The organism is Paenibacillus sp. FSL R7-0331 (assembly GCF_000758645.1).
Classification (GTDB): domain Bacteria; phylum Bacillota; class Bacilli; order Paenibacillales; family Paenibacillaceae; genus Paenibacillus_AQ; species Paenibacillus_AQ camerounensis.
This window is the reverse complement of sequence record NZ_CP009284.1, coordinates 3594952-3612141: the sequence shown is the minus strand read 5'-3', so window position 1 is coordinate 3612141 and position 17190 is coordinate 3594952. Positions and strand designations below refer to the sequence as shown.

At 50.4% G+C, this 17190-nt stretch carries 16 protein-coding genes; 10 read left to right on the top strand and 6 right to left on the bottom strand.

The window, feature by feature from the left end; translation table 11 throughout:
* The first annotated feature begins 13 nt into the window (after positions 1-13).
* Positions 14-430: a GNAT family N-acetyltransferase gene (locus R70331_RS15185; protein WP_042176879.1), complete on the top strand. Its 417-nt coding sequence runs from the start codon at positions 14-16 to the stop codon at positions 428-430.
* A gap of 630 nt (positions 431-1060) precedes the next feature.
* Here the strand turns inward: R70331_RS15185 and aldA are convergent.
* A complete protein-coding gene (aldA, locus tag R70331_RS15175) occupies positions 1061-2506 on the bottom strand; it encodes an aldehyde dehydrogenase (protein WP_269322194.1) in 1446 nt (481 codons plus the stop codon).
* 166 nt (positions 2507-2672) lie between these two features.
* Here aldA and R70331_RS15170 point away from each other — a divergent pair, with 166 nt between their 5' ends.
* The 5 genes from R70331_RS15170 (at position 2673) to R70331_RS15150 (ending at position 8369) form a co-directional block, all read left to right on the top strand.
* Positions 2673-3425, top strand: coding sequence for a (Fe-S)-binding protein (locus tag R70331_RS15170; RefSeq protein WP_042176875.1), 753 nt, complete (start codon positions 2673-2675; stop codon positions 3423-3425).
* Positions 3422-4849, top strand: a complete 1428-nt coding sequence (locus R70331_RS15165; protein ID WP_042176872.1) for a LutB/LldF family L-lactate oxidation iron-sulfur protein — start codon at positions 3422-3424, stop codon at positions 4847-4849. The genes R70331_RS15170 and R70331_RS15165 overlap by 4 nt, the downstream gene beginning before the upstream one ends.
* Positions 4846-5529, top strand: a complete 684-nt coding sequence (locus R70331_RS15160; RefSeq protein ID WP_042176871.1) for a LutC/YkgG family protein — start codon at positions 4846-4848, stop codon at positions 5527-5529. Before R70331_RS15165 ends, R70331_RS15160 begins: the two co-directional genes overlap by 4 nt.
* A gap of 405 nt (positions 5530-5934) precedes the next feature.
* Positions 5935-7251: a hemolysin family protein gene (locus R70331_RS15155; RefSeq protein WP_042176869.1), complete on the top strand. Its 1317-nt coding sequence runs from the start codon at positions 5935-5937 to the stop codon at positions 7249-7251.
* A 56-nt stretch (positions 7252-7307) separates the two neighbouring features.
* Positions 7308-8369, top strand: coding sequence for a hemolysin family protein (locus tag R70331_RS15150; RefSeq protein WP_042176866.1), 1062 nt, complete (start codon positions 7308-7310; stop codon positions 8367-8369).
* Positions 8370-8416: 47 nt separating this feature from the next.
* Here R70331_RS15150 and R70331_RS15145 read toward each other — a convergent pair whose 3' ends face one another.
* From R70331_RS15145 to R70331_RS15130, 4 genes are all read right to left on the bottom strand, one after another.
* Complete coding sequence (locus tag R70331_RS15145; protein ID WP_042176862.1) at positions 8417-9199, bottom strand: DUF817 domain-containing protein; 783 nt, start codon at positions 9197-9199, stop codon at positions 8417-8419.
* Positions 9200-9888: 689 nt separating this feature from the next.
* Positions 9889-11040, bottom strand: coding sequence for an NAD(P)/FAD-dependent oxidoreductase (locus R70331_RS15140; RefSeq protein WP_042176858.1), 1152 nt, complete (start codon positions 11038-11040; stop codon positions 9889-9891).
* Positions 11037-11762 (bottom strand): methyltransferase domain-containing protein, encoded by a 726-nt coding sequence (locus tag R70331_RS15135; protein WP_042176855.1) that lies wholly within the window; start codon positions 11760-11762, stop codon positions 11037-11039. Before R70331_RS15135 ends, R70331_RS15140 begins: the two co-directional genes overlap by 4 nt.
* On the bottom strand, positions 11749-12906 hold the full coding sequence (locus R70331_RS15130) for a type III polyketide synthase (RefSeq protein WP_042176853.1): 1158 nt from the start codon (positions 12904-12906) through the stop codon (positions 11749-11751). Before R70331_RS15130 ends, R70331_RS15135 begins: the two co-directional genes overlap by 14 nt.
* 183 nt (positions 12907-13089) lie before the next feature.
* On the opposite strand from R70331_RS15130, the gene R70331_RS15125 reads away from it, so the two are divergent.
* Together R70331_RS15125 and R70331_RS15120 are read left to right on the top strand one after the other, a co-directional pair.
* Positions 13090-14292 carry an MFS transporter gene (locus R70331_RS15125; protein WP_042176851.1) on the top strand — a complete coding sequence of 401 codons (1203 nt, stop codon included), beginning with the start codon at positions 13090-13092 and terminating at the stop codon, positions 14290-14292.
* Entirely contained in the window at positions 14285-14932 is a 648-nt protein-coding gene (locus tag R70331_RS15120; RefSeq protein ID WP_042176849.1) for a TetR/AcrR family transcriptional regulator, read from the top strand. Before R70331_RS15125 ends, R70331_RS15120 begins: the two co-directional genes overlap by 8 nt.
* 86 nt (positions 14933-15018) lie before the next feature.
* On the opposite strand, the gene R70331_RS31550 is transcribed toward R70331_RS15120, so the two are convergent.
* Complete coding sequence (locus R70331_RS31550) at positions 15019-15189, bottom strand: hypothetical protein (protein WP_156131135.1); 171 nt, start codon at positions 15187-15189, stop codon at positions 15019-15021.
* 143 nt (positions 15190-15332) lie between these two features.
* On the opposite strand from R70331_RS31550, the gene R70331_RS15115 reads away from it, so the two are divergent.
* Together R70331_RS15115 and R70331_RS15110 are read left to right on the top strand one after the other, a co-directional pair.
* Positions 15333-16007, top strand: a complete 675-nt coding sequence (locus tag R70331_RS15115; protein ID WP_042176848.1) for a response regulator transcription factor — start codon at positions 15333-15335, stop codon at positions 16005-16007.
* Positions 16004-17071 carry a sensor histidine kinase gene (locus R70331_RS15110; protein WP_197071336.1) on the top strand — a complete coding sequence of 356 codons (1068 nt, stop codon included), beginning with the start codon at positions 16004-16006 and terminating at the stop codon, positions 17069-17071. Before R70331_RS15115 ends, R70331_RS15110 begins: the two co-directional genes overlap by 4 nt.
* Positions 17072-17190 lie beyond the last annotated feature (119 nt).

Sequence of the window (17190 nt, the reverse complement as noted above, 5' to 3'; positions counted from 1 at the left end):
AGGAGTGAGATGCTTGAACATCACAGAATTGGATGCAGCACACAATCAGAGGGAAATAACGAGGTTACTGGAAGAGCACCGCCATGGTGCGGATAACAGCATTCCGGCCTATGAGCGGACAATGCTCTCTTTTGCCGCATACGAGAATGACAGCTTTGTGGGCGGAGTCACAGGAGATGTAGCCTGGAACATTCTGAATGTGAACCTGCTCGCAGTCGATCCTACCTGCAGAGGGACCGGCCTTGGGGCTGCCCTGCTCGCTGAGATTGAGAACCGTGCCCGTCAGCTCGGCTGCAAAGTGAGTGAGCTTACCACCATGAGCTGGCAAGCGCCGCATTTCTATCAGAAGCAGGGCTACGAAATTTTTGGTGAGATCAAGGACTGCCCGAATGAAGGTCATACGAAGTATTATCTGAAGAAGCGGCTTTAAGCGCCGTTTTTTGGGAGATCTGCTGCTGCTCGGAGGAGAGCCGCTGCGGGGCAGACTGGTATTGAGTGAATCAAAGGGATTTTTCCCTTTGATTTCGTCCGAGCCGCCGTTTTCTGCTTCACCAAAGGGATTTTTCCCTTTGATTCCGTCTGAGCCGCCGCTTTTGGCTTCACCAAAGGGATTTTTCCCTTTAATTCCGACCGAACCTCCGCTTTTGGCTTCACCAAAGGGACTTTTCCCTTTAATTCCGACCGAACCTCCGCTTTTGGCTTCACCAAAGGGATTTTTCCCTTTGATTCCGACTGAGCCGCCGCATTTACCTTTTTATACTAAACTCATACAACACTCTAACTCTATATACTACCTACTACCTACTACCTACTATCTCCTATCTCCTATCTCCTATCTCCTATCTCCTATATACTATCTACTCTACTATTTATTACACTATCTACTCCACTATCTACTTTTCTCTCCCTAACTGCCTCCCTCCATTCTCCCTACCCCCTACTCCCTACTCACCTATCACCTCTCCCTCCACAAGCACCAAACTCAAAAAAGCCCCCGGAATGCCCGGGAGCCTGTAGCTATAATTAAATTAGTGCATTTCAATGTTCCTTCTGAAATTCATCAGTTAACCGACTTATCATACTGCAGGTACACCACCTGAGTCTGCAGATACTCATTCAAGCCATGCTTGCCGTCAGCGCCGCCGATACCGGATTTGCGCCAGCCGGCGTGGAAGCCCTGCATCGCTTCAAAGTTCTCGCGGTTGATGTAGGTTTCCCCGTACTTCAGCCGCTTGATTACCTTCATCGCCACGTTCAGGTTCTGCGTATACAGGGAAGAGGTCAGGCCAAATTCGCTGTCATTCGCCAGCTCAATCGCTTCATCCAGTGTCGCGAACGTAACAATCGGAATAACCGGACCAAAAATCTCATCCTGCACAATCTCCATCTTATTCGTAGCATCTGCAATGACCGTCGGCTCAAAGAAGCTGCCTGTGCCTTCGACTTTTTTACCGCCGAGCAGAACCTTCGCACCTTCTTCGACAGCCCGGTCAACCTTCTGCTGAACAGAATCCTGAGCAGCCTTGTTGATCAGCGGCCCCATATGGATGCCGGTATCGACCAACGGATTGCCGTACTTCACGGCCTTCATGGCTTCAACCAGCCGGGCGGTAAATTCATCCTTAATGGATTCATGCACATACACACGCTCTGCACAGTTACACACCTGGCCTGTATTAATGACGCGGGAATCAACGATCGCTTTAACCGCCAGATCCAGATCCGCATCAGCCATTACAATGGCCGGCGCTTTACCACCAAGCTCAAGGCTAACCTTGATAATGTTCTCGGCTGCCGCCTCCATTACCTTTTGTCCGGCCGGAACGCTGCCTGTCAGGCTGACCATGCCCACCTTCGGGTTGCTGGCCAGCTCATTACCGACCTCGCCGCCTCTGCCTGTCACCAGGTTATATACACCTTTTGGCAGACCTACTTTATCTACAATTTTGGTAAAAGCTATAGCATTATTTGGTGACTCCACACTAGGTTTAACTACAATCGTATTACCGGTAATCAGCGCGGGTGCCATTTTTCTGGCAATCAGGAAGAACGGGAAATTCCAGGGCAGAATCCCTGTAGTTACCCCGATGGCACGTTTGAACACAAAAATATTCTCGTTATCGCGGTCGCTCTGGACAATCTCACCCTCGTAGCGGCGTGCCCATTCAGCCATATAATCCAGGTAGTCCGCCGTAAAATTCACTTCCACTGTGGACAATTCCAGCGTCTTGCCTACTTCCTCGGAAATAAGCCTGGCAATGCTGTCCGCCTCAGTCCGGATTCCGTCCGCAATGGCGTGCAGATACCTTCCTCTTTCTACTGCCGGGGTTTCTTCCCAGGCTGACTGTGCTGCATCTGCAGCATCGATTGCACGCACGACGTCATTTTTGGTCGCTTTGGGTACCTGTGAAATAACTTCATCGGTTGACGGGTTGGTAACATCCATCCACTCTTGGGTTTCTGATTCGGTAAATTGGCCGTTGATATACATCAAATGCTTTTCCACTTGTACTCCCCCTCAAGATAAATTATTCCATCACTTCCTCTCCAGTGTAAACGCTAACAACATTTTATGTCAACAACATACACATTTTATATGTGTTTTTATGTTGTTTTTCATTGACTTCTTGAGTTAAGCTATAACTACCAACGTCGCGATTGGAGGAACAGGAATGAAAGTAAGCATCTTTTCGACTTGTTTAGTAGACCTAATGACCCCCGCAGCGGGAAAAGCAATGGTTGAAGTCCTTGAAAGGCTTGGCTGTGAGCTTGATTATCCGGCTTCGCAGGTCTGCTGCGGCCAGCCCACGTATAACAGCGGGTATCTGGAGGATTCCAAGCTGGCTATGAAGAATATGATGCTCGCCTTTGAGCATTCAGAGTATGTCGTCGGCCCCTCCGGCTCCTGCATTGCCATGTTCCATGAGTACCCGAAGATTTTTAAAGGTGATCCGGACTGGGAATTGAAAGCGGTTGCCTTAAAAGAGAAATCGTACGAATTCACCCAATTCATCGTCAGAGTGCTGGGAATCACGGATGTCGGGGCAAGGCTTGACGGAACAGCAACCTATCACCGGTCCTGCCATATGACAAGACTGCTTGGTGAAAAGGAAACCCCGTATCAGCTGCTTGAACAGGTCCGCGGACTACAGCTCGAACCATTGAAGAACAGCGATAACTGCTGCGGCTTTGGCGGGACTTTTTCAGTAAAAATGCCGGAAATATCCGGACAAATGGTGGATGAAAAATGTGATAGTGTGATTGAAACGGGGGCGGATATCCTCATTAGCGCAGACATGGGCTGCCTGCTGAACATCGGCGGCCGGCTGTCCCGCAAAGGGTTGCCTATCAAAATCATGCATATTGCTGAGGTACTGAACCATACCGGCGAACCAGCCGCAGCCAAAGGAGGCATCTCCTCATGAGCCTGAAAACAGATAATCGGGAGTTCGGCGAGCGGACGGCGGACGGTATCGGTAATGCTTTTATGCGCAGTGCCGTAGGCTCCGCTCAGGACAGCCTTAAGACCAGACGGCTTACTGCCGCTACCGCTCTCGGGGACTGGGAAGCCTGGCGGCTTATCGGCCAGACCATCCGTCAGCATACCCTGCAGAACCTGGATTTCTATCTGAACCAGCTGGCAGATAATATTGAGGCCAAAGGCGGTCATATCTATTTTGCCGCAACCAAGGAAGAGGCCAGCAGCTATATCCGGGACGTTGTTGTCTCGAAGCAGGCCCAAAAAATCGTCAAATCCAAGTCCATGGTGACTGAGGAAATTGAAATGAATAAGGTGCTGCTCGAAGCAGGCTGTGACCTGATCGAGACCGACCTTGGCGAATATATATTGCAGATTGATGATTGGGACCCGCCTTCACATATTGTCGCCCCTGCCCTTCATAAGGACCGCAACCAGATTAAGCGGGTATTCACAGAAAAGCTTGGTTATACAGGAGATGAAAGCCCGGAGAAGCTGGCCCGCCATGCCCGGGAAGTGCTGCGCCAGAAGTTTCTGGAGGCAGATGTAGGGATCACCGGGTGCAATTTTGCCGTAGCCAATATGGGTGCAATCAATCTGGTAACCAATGAAGGCAACGGGGATCTGACTGCAGCAATTCCCAAGACCCAGATCGCTGTTATGGGGATGGAGCGGATTGTTCCGACCATGGAGGAAATGGAGGTGCTGGACAATCTGCTGTGCCGGAGTGCTGTCGGGCAAAAGCTGACCAGTTATATCACCGTCATGGGTCCCAAGCGAGCCGGAGAAAGCGATGGTCCGGAAGAATTCCACCTGGTTGTCGTCGATAACGGACGCTCTGAGATTCTCGGAAGCGAATTCAACGAAGCTCTGCAATGTATCCGCTGCGGCGCCTGCCTGAACGTCTGCCCGGTCTACCGGCATATCGGCGGGCATGCATATGGCTCCATCTATCCCGGCCCGATCGGAGCGGTCATTACACCTCTGCTCGGCGGATATGATGATTACAAGGAGCTGCCCTTTGCCTCCAGTCTGTGCGGGGCTTGTACCGACGTCTGTCCGGTCAAAATTCCTCTGCACGAGCAGCTGATCATGCACCGGCAAAATATCGTCAAGGAGAAGCGGACCGGGGCGGCCGAACGCTTCCAGATGAAGGCAGCCGGACGCCTGCTCTCCTCCCCCTCTATGTTCGGCAAGGTGCTGCGTCTGGCTAATCCGGGCAGCCGGATGATGAGTAAGCACGGCAGAATCGTCCGGGGACCAGGGCTGATCCAGGGCTGGGTCGGTGTCCGGGATCTGAATCAGCCCGTTAAGCAGGCGGACAGCTTCCGCACCTGGATGAAGGAACGTCAGGGAGGTACACAACAATGACTGCTATAAACAAAAACAACAACAGGGAGTCCTTTCTGAACAGAGTGGCTTCCAGTCTCGGCCGGGAGCGCGCGTACGGCGTTAAGCGTCCAGATATCAAGGGAATGATTCCCGACAGCTATGGAACCCTTACTTCTGACGATCTGATTGATATCCTAAAGGAGCAATGCTTCTTCATCCATACCCAGCTTATTGAATCCACACCTGAGCTTCTGCAGCAGACGCTGAGTGATCTGATTGCAGCCAATGGCGGCGGTACCGTGATGACCTCGGGAGACCTGCGTTTTAGCCGCTATGGACTCAGCTTTCCGGGTTCAGCCGTATGGTCGGAGGCTGCAGGCCGGGAGGGAAATATCAGCATAGCTGAAGCCGCTAATACGGCTATCATTTTTGCCGACTATGTACTTGCCGAGTCAGGCACCGTCGTTATTGAGAGCAGGCCTGATCAGGGGCGCTCCCTGCATTTTTTACCTGAGCATTATATTGCCGTTATTGAAAAGGAACGGATTGTGCTGCGCTCTACTCAAGCTGCCGCTGACCTGAACCGCCGCATTGAGGCAGGCGAGCCGGTCGGCTCATCCATCAACTTTATCTCCGGCCCTTCCAATTCCGCTGATATTGAAATGCAGCTGGTAGTCGGTGTGCACGGTCCATTAAGAGCTACCTATGTGCTCATATAGCTCCTTTATAGATTCGTTCAATTGAATTTTCCGTGTCGAAAAAAACTCCCCCTACCCTGCTGTACCCCCTTCCTGATTTATTTCCGTATTCAAAGGTTATAAATCAGGAAACCCCATTTATCTATTTCAAGTTATATCCTCTCCAGCTTACGCGCATTTCATAATACGGCTTCACTCAATCCAAACCATGACGTGCAACTGGATGGTTAGGGTTGAGTTATGTTATACTCATTCGTATATCTTATGAAGGGGGGCGAACAATAATGGGAAGGCGATATTGCAAATGGATTGTGCTCCTACATTGATCCGCTTCCACGGCTGTATGAATAACCCGGCGCTTACGTTCGAATCACAAATACGTCCTTAATTCAACTTGGAGGTGAATCCCTCTTTTGAGGGAAAGGATTGGATTTAATAACCTTAACTAACCTAATTATCCTTGCAGTTTTAATTGTAATGACAGCTTTTTTTGTAGCTTCTGAATTTGCAGCCGTTAAAATGCGGATGTCACGGATTGAACAGCTGATTGATGAAGGCAACAAAAAAGCAATTATCGCAAAAAAAGTGGTCGGTGATCTGGACTACTATCTGTCCGCCTGCCAGCTCGGTATCACTGTAACGGCTCTGGGGCTTGGTGCAATCGGTAAACCGGCGGTAGAGCGTATACTTTATCCTGTATTTGATTATTTAAATGTCTCTGAAGCTTCGTCTTCTATAGCGTCTTATGCAATTGCCTTTATATTTGTAACCTTCCTCCACGTGGTTGTCGGAGAGATGGCGCCCAAGACACTGGCCATTCAGTTTTCTGAAAAGCTTACACTGATGCTCTCTCCGCCGCTTTACTGGTTCGGTAAAATTATGCACCCCTTTATCGTGGCGCTGAACGGAACCTCCCGGGTCATTCTGCGTATGTTCGGCGTTAAGCCCGCCGGCCATGAGGACCATTATTCGGAGGAAGAGCTGCGGATTATTATGGCTCAGAGCTTCAAAGGCGGCGAAATTAACGAACAAAAGCTGGAGTATCTGGAGAACGTATTTTCTTTCGATGAGCGTATAGCCAAGGATATCATGATTCCGAGAACCGGGATGGTGGCGCTGGAATATGACATGTCAAATGAAGATATTATCAGCATTCTCGACACCAATAACTATACCCGTTATCCGGTTATTGAGACCGGGAACAAAGACAAAGTGCTTGGTGTGGTCAATGTGAAAAAGATGCTTCCGCACATTATTGCCGGCCGCGAGCCTCATCTGAAGGAATTCGTCCGCAGCCTTCCTACCGTATCCTCGGTAACGCCGATCAAGGAAGCGATGCTGAAAATGCAGCAGGAGCAGATGCATATGGCCCTGGTCATAGACGAATACGGCGGTACTGCCGGGATTCTTACACTGGAGGATATCCTGGAGGAGCTGGTCGGAGAGATCCGCGATGAATTCGATGCTGACGAAGTGTCAGAAATTCAGCGGATGGATGAACAGACCTATGTTATCAGCGGGCGTGTGCTGCTTGAGGATATTGAGGAGCAGTTCGGCTTTACGTTTGATGATAGTGAGGAAATCGATACTATCGGAGGCTGGATTCAGTTCCGTGAAGGCACGTCTGTTGAAGCGGGATATGAATTTACAGCCGGCGGACAGAGCTGGACGATCATGGAAATGGATAATTTCCAGATCAAGCAAGTCATTCTCCACTACAATCAGCCGCAGGTACAGCATTAAGAATAATTGACTTATCTATTACTTTGGAGGTGAATCCCTCACGCTGAGGGAAAACTTTGGACGGAGTTATAACGATAAATTTAATAATGGTTGCGATCTTTATCGGCCTTACCGCTTTTTTTGTCGGAGCCGAGTTTGCGATTCTAAAAGTACGTATGTCACGTATCGACCAACTAATCAGTGAAGGCAACAAAAAAGCAGTAACCGCCAAAAAAGTGGCACATGATCTCGACTACTATTTGTCTGCCTGCCAGCTCGGTATCACTATTACCGCACTGGTGCTCGGGGCATTGGGTGAGCCGACGGTTGAACGGATTCTTCATCCTCTGTTCGACCAGATGGGAGTGCCGGCGGCATTATCCACCCTGCTCTCCTATTTGATCGCATTGTCGATCATCACCTTCCTGCATGTGGTTATCGGCGAGCTTGCACCCAAGACCCTTGCCATCCAGTATGCCGAGAGAATGACACTGCTGCTGGCTCCGCCGTTGTTCTGGTTCGGTAAAATCACGTACCCGTTCATTACAGCTCTTAACGGCTCCGCCCGGCTGCTGCTCCGTATCTTCGGAGTCAAGCCGGCCGGCCATGAAACGGTCCATTCCGAGGAGGAACTGAAATGGATTGTTGACCAGAGCTACGAAAGCGGCGAGATTAACAAAACGGAACTGGTCTATCTCAACAACATCTTTGCCTTTGATGAACGGACACTCGGCGAAATTATTGTTCCGGTATCTAACGTAATTACGCTTCAGGCCGGAATGTCTGTAGAGCAGCTGATTCAGGTTCTGGGCGAACATGATTACACCCGTTATCCCGTAGTCGCTGCTGATGGAACCGGGCGGTTCACAGGGTATGTGAACACCAAAGAGATGCTGACCAGTGTTGCTGCCGGAAGAGCAACGAACTGGCAGTCCTACATTCACGATATTCCGAAGTTTCCGGCCAGCAAGAACCTGCGGGATGTGCTTCTGCGGATGCAGACGACCCGGGTTCACATGGCAGCTGTAACGGACACTTCAGGTGCCATTACCGGAATTGTTACCATGGAAGATCTGCTGGAAGAAATCGTCGGTGATATCCGGGATGAAAGCCTTAACGTGAACGTCACTTTGAATTAACATGAATTGAACATGGTTATACCGGCCTGCACTTATTGTGCAGGCTTTTATCTGTTCCTGCCTTCTTTCACATGTTTTAGCTGGGCAACGATAATCACGCTGATGATAACCAGCAGAAACCAGGAGCTGATTTTGCCAAAGCCGACCATCTGCCAGACCTGATGCTGATCCGGGTACTTCCACGCGTTAAAGAACGTTGCAATATTCTCAGCCAGCCAGATAAAAAAGCCCACGATTACAAAAGCAAGTGTCAGCGGCATGCGGTACGTAACACTGCGTACATGGTAAATGATCCAGGTCCGCCAGAAGACTATCAGCACAAGCCCGGTCAGCCACCAGCGGAAATCTGCAATGTAGTGATGGGTAAAGAAGTTCAGATAAATCGCTCCGCCTAATAGCCCTGCCGGAATCAGTCCCGGCCAGCCGGTCATATCCATTCTCAGCCTGCGCCAGATCTGGCACATGAAGCTTGCGACACTGGCATACATAAATCCGCTGTACAGCGGCACGCCGAATATTTTGCTGAAGGCCGGCTCAGGGTAAGCCCAGGACCCCATTCTTACCTTATATATTTCCAGCAGCAGACCGATGATGTGAAATACACAGATGACCTTAATCTCATCAAAGGTCTCCAGTCCGCTGCGGTACATCAGGTACTGGACGGTGAGCAGGACGAGCAGAATGGCATCATAGCGGTGGATAAACGGGAGATCCATGGTGCCGGAAAGCGCCAGGGTTCCGAAAATCGCCACAGGGAAAATACAGCTCATGGCCTGATGATAGCCGAAATGCAGCAACTGTATGTATGAATTCCTGTCTGATCTGAACATTGCAGTCTGTTCGCCTCACTTCATTATTGTTGTCAGTATAATAACATGTGTTTTATCGTTATTCAATATATTTGTATTTATATATAATAATTTATTATTGTGTATGTTGAATAAAAGACAAGAACAAATCCACCCGAAGGGTGGATCTATATATAGAGTACTTAAGAACCTAATTTGCTGACTTCTAGCAGCTGCTTATCTTTAATTTGGTCTTACCCACTTAAGGAGTTCATTGTTCTTGGCAGCTGGCAGCTGTATTGAAATAGCGAATATAGGCACATACCCTGGCCTAATGTATACGAAAAACAGAATACAATAGGCCACTAAGAGGGCAAACTAGCCAAATGTATGCGAAAAAACGAATACATTTTGCCACCATGAGGGTAAACGGCACATTGTATACGAAAAAACGAATACATTCTGCCACCATGAGGGCAAACTGGCCAAATGTATGCGAAAAAACGAATACATTCTGCCACCATGAGGGCAAACTGGCCAAATGTATGCGAAAAAACGAATACAATGTGGGGGTTGGTATCAGGTCGTTTCTTCCATGTCTCCTGATTCTTCACGTCCACCACTCCTTTATTTTTCATCGGAGTTATCCACATTTTTTTGCATTGTATCATTTCCTAGACAATGAAAAAACCGCCCCTTGGGGCGGCTAAATCAACCTGTAAGGCTACTCTTTACCGGATCATCCCGGTTTCAGATAACCGTGTCGCTGTGACAACATACCTGGCCAATCCCGGGAACATCCGGGCCAGTCCGGGATAGAGACGATTGGTTCTCGCAAAGGCCAGCTTTTGAATTCTCCGGGCCCGCTTCAGCAGCCGGGTGAACTCTTTATCCGCTTCTGCTGAATACCCGGTCTGCCATTCGTCATAGCTGATCATACCTTTGAGATACCTGTCCGTCCAGCCTGAGCAGATAAGGGAGGAGCGTAAGGCGATCGACATTCCGTCACCGCATAGCGGCGGGATCATCAGCATGGCATCACCGATATGAGGAAATTCCGACCAAGGTTCAGGTGTGTCCGACAAGTGTAACGGGGCGATAGAGACCTGAGTTTCCGGTACAGGGGCTCCCTTCCCCAGCCTATCGTGCAGCCGGCGGTTCGACCGGGCTGCAGTCTGCAATATTTCCTGAACCGATTTGCCGCTTCCCTGGACGGAGTCCAGGGTCAGCAGTGCCGCAACATTCACCTTCCCCTCCTCAATCGGCGATAATCCGATGTAACCGCCCTCACAGAAGTACAGCTCTACCTGTTCAGGAATGGTTATCCCGCTGTAATGGGATTTGATTCCGATATAGACCGTCTCATCTCTGGTTCCTTGTGCGGCGGAGGCCACACCTCGCGGCTTCTTAGTTCCATAGGCTCCAATAACTGCGCGGGCCCGGTAGGTGACCTTGCCGTCCCCCTGCCGTGTATCTACCTCGTACTGAGTGGCGTCCAGCTTACGAATACCGGTAACTACAGCTTTAGTTACAATTTCGGCCCCTGCCGATTGTGCTTTCTCATGGAGAATCCGGTCTAGCTCATAACGGCTGATCCCCGTTGCATTTCCCGGCAGCGGTGCAATGATCTCCCCGCCGTGAGGGAGGATGATGCGGGCGTTATGCATAATACCCGGAACAGGTGTACGGCTTCCAAGATTAATGCCCAGCACCTCAAGCATTTCCTTTGTCTCCGGGGACATGAACTCCCCGCAGGTTTTATGCCGGGGAAATGCCTGGCGGTCCAGCAGAAGGGTACGATGCCCCTGACGCGCCAGCTGAAGGGCACTGCTGCTGCCGGCAATACCCGCTCCGGCTACAATAACATCTATCTCCTGTATCATTGGCTGCTCACCTGCTTAGGGATTACCACTGAATAACGGAACAGCGGCTTCCAGGTATAGGTCATTGCTTCTGCCTGAAGCTTATGCTTCAGCTCCTGCCAGTCTTCGCCTTTGAAGCCTTTGGCAACCGACAACGGCCCGTCGTGCCGGATGTAACGGTTACGCGAGATTATCCGGGTCATCACCCACACTGCCGTATAGGATACAGCATGCCGGTGAATATCATTGATAACTACACCGTATCTGGATGCTCTCCGCATGTGAGCCACCATATCCACCAGCTGCTCCCCGTCAAAATGATGCACGAACTGCGAGCCAGTTACAATATCCGCTGAGGCATCGTTAAGCTCCTGCAGATCCGCCCGCATCACATTTACCCGCGGCTCGTCAAGGAATAGCTTTCTGGCTTCCTCACAGGCCTCCTCTGTCATATCGACCAGCGTAATTCTCAGGTTAATGCCCATCTTGTCCGCCCATTGCAGCAGCTTCACATTCACATCACCAGAGCCGGCGCCAACATCCAGAATAGTCAGCTCATCCGGACGCCCGATGGCCTGCCAGAGCTTCTCCACCCCGTCCTTCGTCGGACCGGGTGCTGCAAATATCCGGTTTAGCCGCCGCAGATGCTTCAGGGCTTCGCGAAGCTCCTCTCCGCCCATGGAGAAATCATCCATCAGCTCATCTTCCTTGGCCCTGACGGATAAAGCTCTAAAAAATGGCATGGCCTGCCTCCTGATAAGACGGTGAATAAGCCGGAACATAGGTGAAGGACATAAGCTCAGCGGTCAGTCCCGGTCCGAAGGCCATGGCAACTCCTTCCTTCGCTGTCTCATTACGGGCCTGCATGTCCCGGCGCATGGATTCAAGCACAAAGAGAATGGTGGCGGAGGACAGGTTACCGGCTGTTCTTAAGATCTCCCGGCTGTAACGGGTCTGTTCATCGCTAAGGCTCATAACCTCCTGGACAGAATCAACGATCCCGCGTCCGCCGGGATGTATAGCCCAAAGATCCGGAAGCGGGTTCCCCCCAAGGAGCAGACCGAGCTCCGCTTCCAGATGGGTTCCCAGCAGCTTCGGAATCCGCGGGGATAAGTAGAGGTCGAAGCCTGTATTGCCTACCTCCCAGGTCATATCCGCTGTGGAATCCGGGAGAAGTACAGAATAGCCCTTGCTTAGACTGAGACAATGCTTGTGGCGCGCCTCCGGCTCACCTATTACACAGGCAGCAGAAGCATCACCGAAGAAAGACGCGGCAAACAATGCTTCCCGTTCCTTCACCGGCTGAAAATGAAGCGTACACAGCTCAACGCAGACAACAAGCACTCTGGAGCCGGGAGCCCCAAGTACAACATCACGGGCCATCTGGATTGCCTTTAGTCCGGCCGCACAGCCCTGAAACAGTAACGGAAGCCGGTTCACACGCGGAGACAGGCCCAGCTCTTTAATCAGCATCACATCAAGCCCCGGCAGGTATTGTCCTGTACAGCTGACAGTAATCAGATGGGTGATATCTCCCGGAGACTGATCCGCATCCTGCAGCGATCTTTTGGCAGCTTCAAGAGCTAACGGAGGCGCCTCCTGCTGATATTTTTTCATCCGCTCTTCCGTTGTAGGAATATCCGTGCTGTCTCCAGATGGCAAGTAACGGCAGGTTTCCGCTGTGCCGATATAACTGTCATCACAGGTATACCGGTTCTCCACACCACAGGCTTTAAATACCCTCCTGGCGAAGCGGGCCAGCTCCGGCTTGTCCTGCAGTGACGAGGCAATCAGCTCGGCTACATCTGCCTGTGCAATCGAATACAGCGGCAGAGCCGTACCCATCCCGAGAATTGCTGCTCCGGTGTTACTGTTCGGTTGTGTCATTTGTCAGCCTCCGTTCATGTATTTTGGGTAGCATATGAATTAACAATGTTTACCCTGATCAGGCACTTTATAATCCGCATTCATCCAACCGCCAAATTCTATCTTGAAAGTTCCCGGTTAATGCCTTATTATGGTTTACACTATGTTAATATTATCACGGTGTAAACCAAGGGAGGCTCTTACATGAGCAGCTTATCTAAGTCTGCCAAATTTCCGCTATTTATTTTAATGCTGAATCTCTTTATCGCTCTGCTTGGCCAAGGCATGGTCATCCCTATTCTTCCCGAATATCTGAAGCAGTTCAACGCTGCAGGAGCAGCTGCCGGATATCTCATCGCCGCCTTTGGAGCGGCACAATTTATATTTTCCCCAATCGGAGGCCAGCTTTCTGACCGTCTTGGCCGCAAGCCGATGCTGATTGCCGGGCTGCTGCTGACCGTCGTATCCGACCTCATGTTCGCTGTCGGAGACACGCTGACCCTTCTGTACATAGCCCGGTTTATCGGCGGAATCGGAGTCGGCATTATGGTTCCGGCCAATATGGCTTATGTTGCCGACATCACCACTCCGGACACCCGTGCCAAGGGAATGGGGTATCTGGGTGCTGCTATGAATCTGGGGATGGTCCTTGGACCGGGTCTAGGCGGGCTGATTGCAGAGCTCGGGATTCGGATTCCATATTTTTTTGCCGGGGGATTGGGCTTTATAGCGATGCTGCTCAGCTTCTTTATGCCTGAAACACTGCCCAAATCCTTGCGGACCGCAGCTAAGCCGGCTGGCTCCCGGGATTCTATCCGCGGCATGCTTATGAGCTCCTTCCGTACCTCTTATTTCGGGTATCTGCTGCTCATCCTGATCATCACCTTTGGCCTGATGAACTATGAAACGGTATATGCGCTGTTTGTTGAACAGAAATACGGCTATGATGCTGCGCAAATATCAATTCTGATCACTGTCGGTGCTGTGATCGGCATTGTAGTCCAGGTGTGGCTGCTTGACTGGTTCATCAAGAAGCTCGGCGAAATGAAGCTCATCCGAATCTCACTCATTATGACAGCCGCCGCCCTGCTGCTTATGATTGTCAAGGTGAATCTGGTGTACCTGCTGCTGGTATCAGGCCTGTTCTTTGCATTTAACGCTTTTATGAGGCCGACATTAAGTACTCTTATCGCCAACTCTGCCGGGGACCGCCAGGGCTATGCAGCCGGCTTGACCACGACTTATACAAGCATCGGAAGTATTCTCGGTCCGGTAATTGCGGGTCAGCTGTTTGACTGGCACATCTATATGCCTTACCTTTTAGGAGCAGTAATTCTGATGTCTGCACTCTTCTTAACCGCTCGCGCTCCAATAATTAAGCAGGAACGGATGGCTGCCCATGACTGAAAACTGGCATATGAATCTCAAAAACAAAAACCGTGAAGACCTGATTGCAGCAGCAAAGGAGCTTTTTATCAAAGAAAGCTTCCTGAAAGTTAACGTAAAAGATATATGCAGCCTTGCAGGGATAAGCAGGGTGACCTTTTATAAGCATTTTCAGACAATGGATGAGCTGGTCTTTGAGGTACAGGTGGAAATTCTGGAGAATATGACCGGATCTATTCAAAAAGCGTCTTCTGCCGGCATGAGCGGCAAAGAACAGCTTATCTTGATGCTGAATGCATGGATTGAATATGCTGCTGCTTATCCGGGTTACATCCGGTTCATTCTGCTGTTTGATCTGCATTATGAGGCCTATGAAACAGACCTGGCTCTTAAGGCTAAGTATGAAGCATTTATTAGCCGTGAGAAGGAGCAGCATTTTCTGTTGCACGCGCTGGAGACCGGTATGAAGGATCATTCGCTGCGGAAGGACCCCGCTCCGCTGGAGATCGCCCAGTTTATATTCACCTCGATGATCGCCCTGCTGCAGAAAATATGCCTGACTGCCGGAAAGGAAGAGAAAGCCGGTCTGCAGGACATCCGGATTGCCCGCCGCTTTGCAGGGATGCTGATTGAGCATCTGAGTGCAGAAGAGATTCAGTGACACCCTGTGCTGATCCCGGTTTATACAAAACAGCTACAGCCCCGGATCTAAATAGCGTCCTGGCCTGCAGCTGTTTTTTAACATTCCTAGTACATACGTTCTTCGCCGGTTACCGGATTTTTGAAGGCAGACTCAATATCGCTGCTTGTAAGCTCTTCTGCAAACTCCGGCTCACGCTTGCCTACCCGCAGGACATCTGAGTCTTTTTTTCCCGGCTTATCCTTCGTTACCGGTGTAGCCTTGGTCTGTTTAACCATAATGCGCGCATCTCCTTTGAGCCTAGTATTTGACCCCTATAGGTTTAGGCGCATTGCTGATTTTTATGCAGCAGCTTGTTAGGTCCGAATCAAAGATGATACTATTTCTCTGAAGCAATCAAACCTGGAGGCGGAGTGAGAACATGATCAGCATACTTGTGGCGGAAGATGATAAGCATGTCAGAAGACTGCTTGAAGCAGTATTGAAGCGTGAAGGCTACAACGTCTTTACAGCCGAGGATGGCCAGAAAGCACTGGATGTACTGGAGCAGCAGCACATTGATCTGATCATTCTGGATATTATGATGCCCAATATGGACGGCTATGCCTTTGCCTCAGAGGTCAGGGCAGCGGACAGCCAGATCCCGATTCTGATGGCGACTGCCAAGCATCTTCCGGAGGATAAGAAAAAAGGCTTCCGGCTGGGCACCGATGATTATATGACCAAGCCGGTCGATACGGAAGAAATGCTGCTGCGGATTCAGGCACTGCTGCGCCGTTCTCAGATTGCCACTGCCCGCAGGCTCACGGTCGGTAAGGTAATTCTGGATTATGAGGCGCTTACCGTAACCCGCGATGACGAACGGCAGACCCTGCCGCAAAAGGAATTTTACCTGCTATACAAGCTGCTGTCCTATCCCGACCGGATTTTCACACGCATCCAGCTGATGGATGAAATCTGGGGCATGGATAATGAGAGTGCAGATACGACTGTGAATGTGCATATTAACCGGCTGCGGAAGCGTTTTGAAGCGTACCCCGAGTTTGAGCTCATATCTGTGCGCGGTCTCGGATACAAGGCGGTGAAGAAGATTTGAGCAAGTTAGGCAGTAAAATAGGCAAACGCCTGGGCAGCAGGCTCAGTCTGCCGCTTATCTTCTCCTTTGCGGTCTTCCTCATCTTCCTGGTTACAGTCATTGTAACTGGACTTCTATTCTACCTTGCTGATGTTTTTGGACTGATCAATGAGCAGATTATTATGGACGGGACGCTTGTTCCCCTATTGATATTGATTTCCTGCATCATTATCGGCACAGCCATATCTGCGTTCAGCAGCCGTAAAATGGTCCGGTCCATCCGTACATTTATCGATGCTACAGACCGGCTGGCCAGCGGAGACTTCTCCATGCGCCTCCAGCTTACAAGCCCGCCTGAATTCCGGATTCTGTCGGAGAACTTCAACCGGATGGCTGAGGAGCTGGGCGGGATTGAGATTCTGCGTACTGACTTTGTGAATAACTTCTCTCATGAATTCAAAACGCCGATTGTATCCATAAAGGGCTTTGCCGAAATGCTTAAGCACGACGACCTTCCCAAGGAGGAGCGGGACGAATATCTCGATATCGTCATTGAGGAATCAGCCCGGCTGGCCGCGCTTGCCTCGAACGTCCTGGAGTTAAGCAAGATTGAGACACAGAGCATCCTGACCGACAAAAGGCGGTTCAATGCCGGGGAACAGATCCGTCAGTGCGTCCTGCTGCTTGCCGCCAAGTTTGAAAAAAAACAGCTTACCTTGAATGCGGATATTCATGATTATGAGCTGGAGGGCAATAAAGAGCTGCTGAACCAGGTCTGGCTCAACCTGCTGGATAATGCGATAAAGTTCACTCCAGAGGGCGGAGAAATTTCGATTCACATGAAAAAACAGACCGCAGGCATCATCGTTATATTCCGGGACAATGGAGCCGGAATATCCGGGGAGGCCCTGCCGAAGGTATTCGATAAATTCTACCAGCAGGATACCTCTCACTCTACCGCCGGCAACGGCCTCGGGTTAACGATTGTCAGCACTATCGTTAACCTGCATGGCGGCACCATCACCTGTGACAGCATATTATCCCAAGGCACCGCATTTACTGTAACCCTGCCTGCTGCAACCTGACTAAGGCCCTGAAGAACCGCTACGGTTTTTCAGGGCTTTTTTTATATTTCAAGCAGAAACGGATACTCTCCTGTTTAGGAAGGTTAAGCCGTTTCTGCTTGTTTTCAGAAAAGTTAATG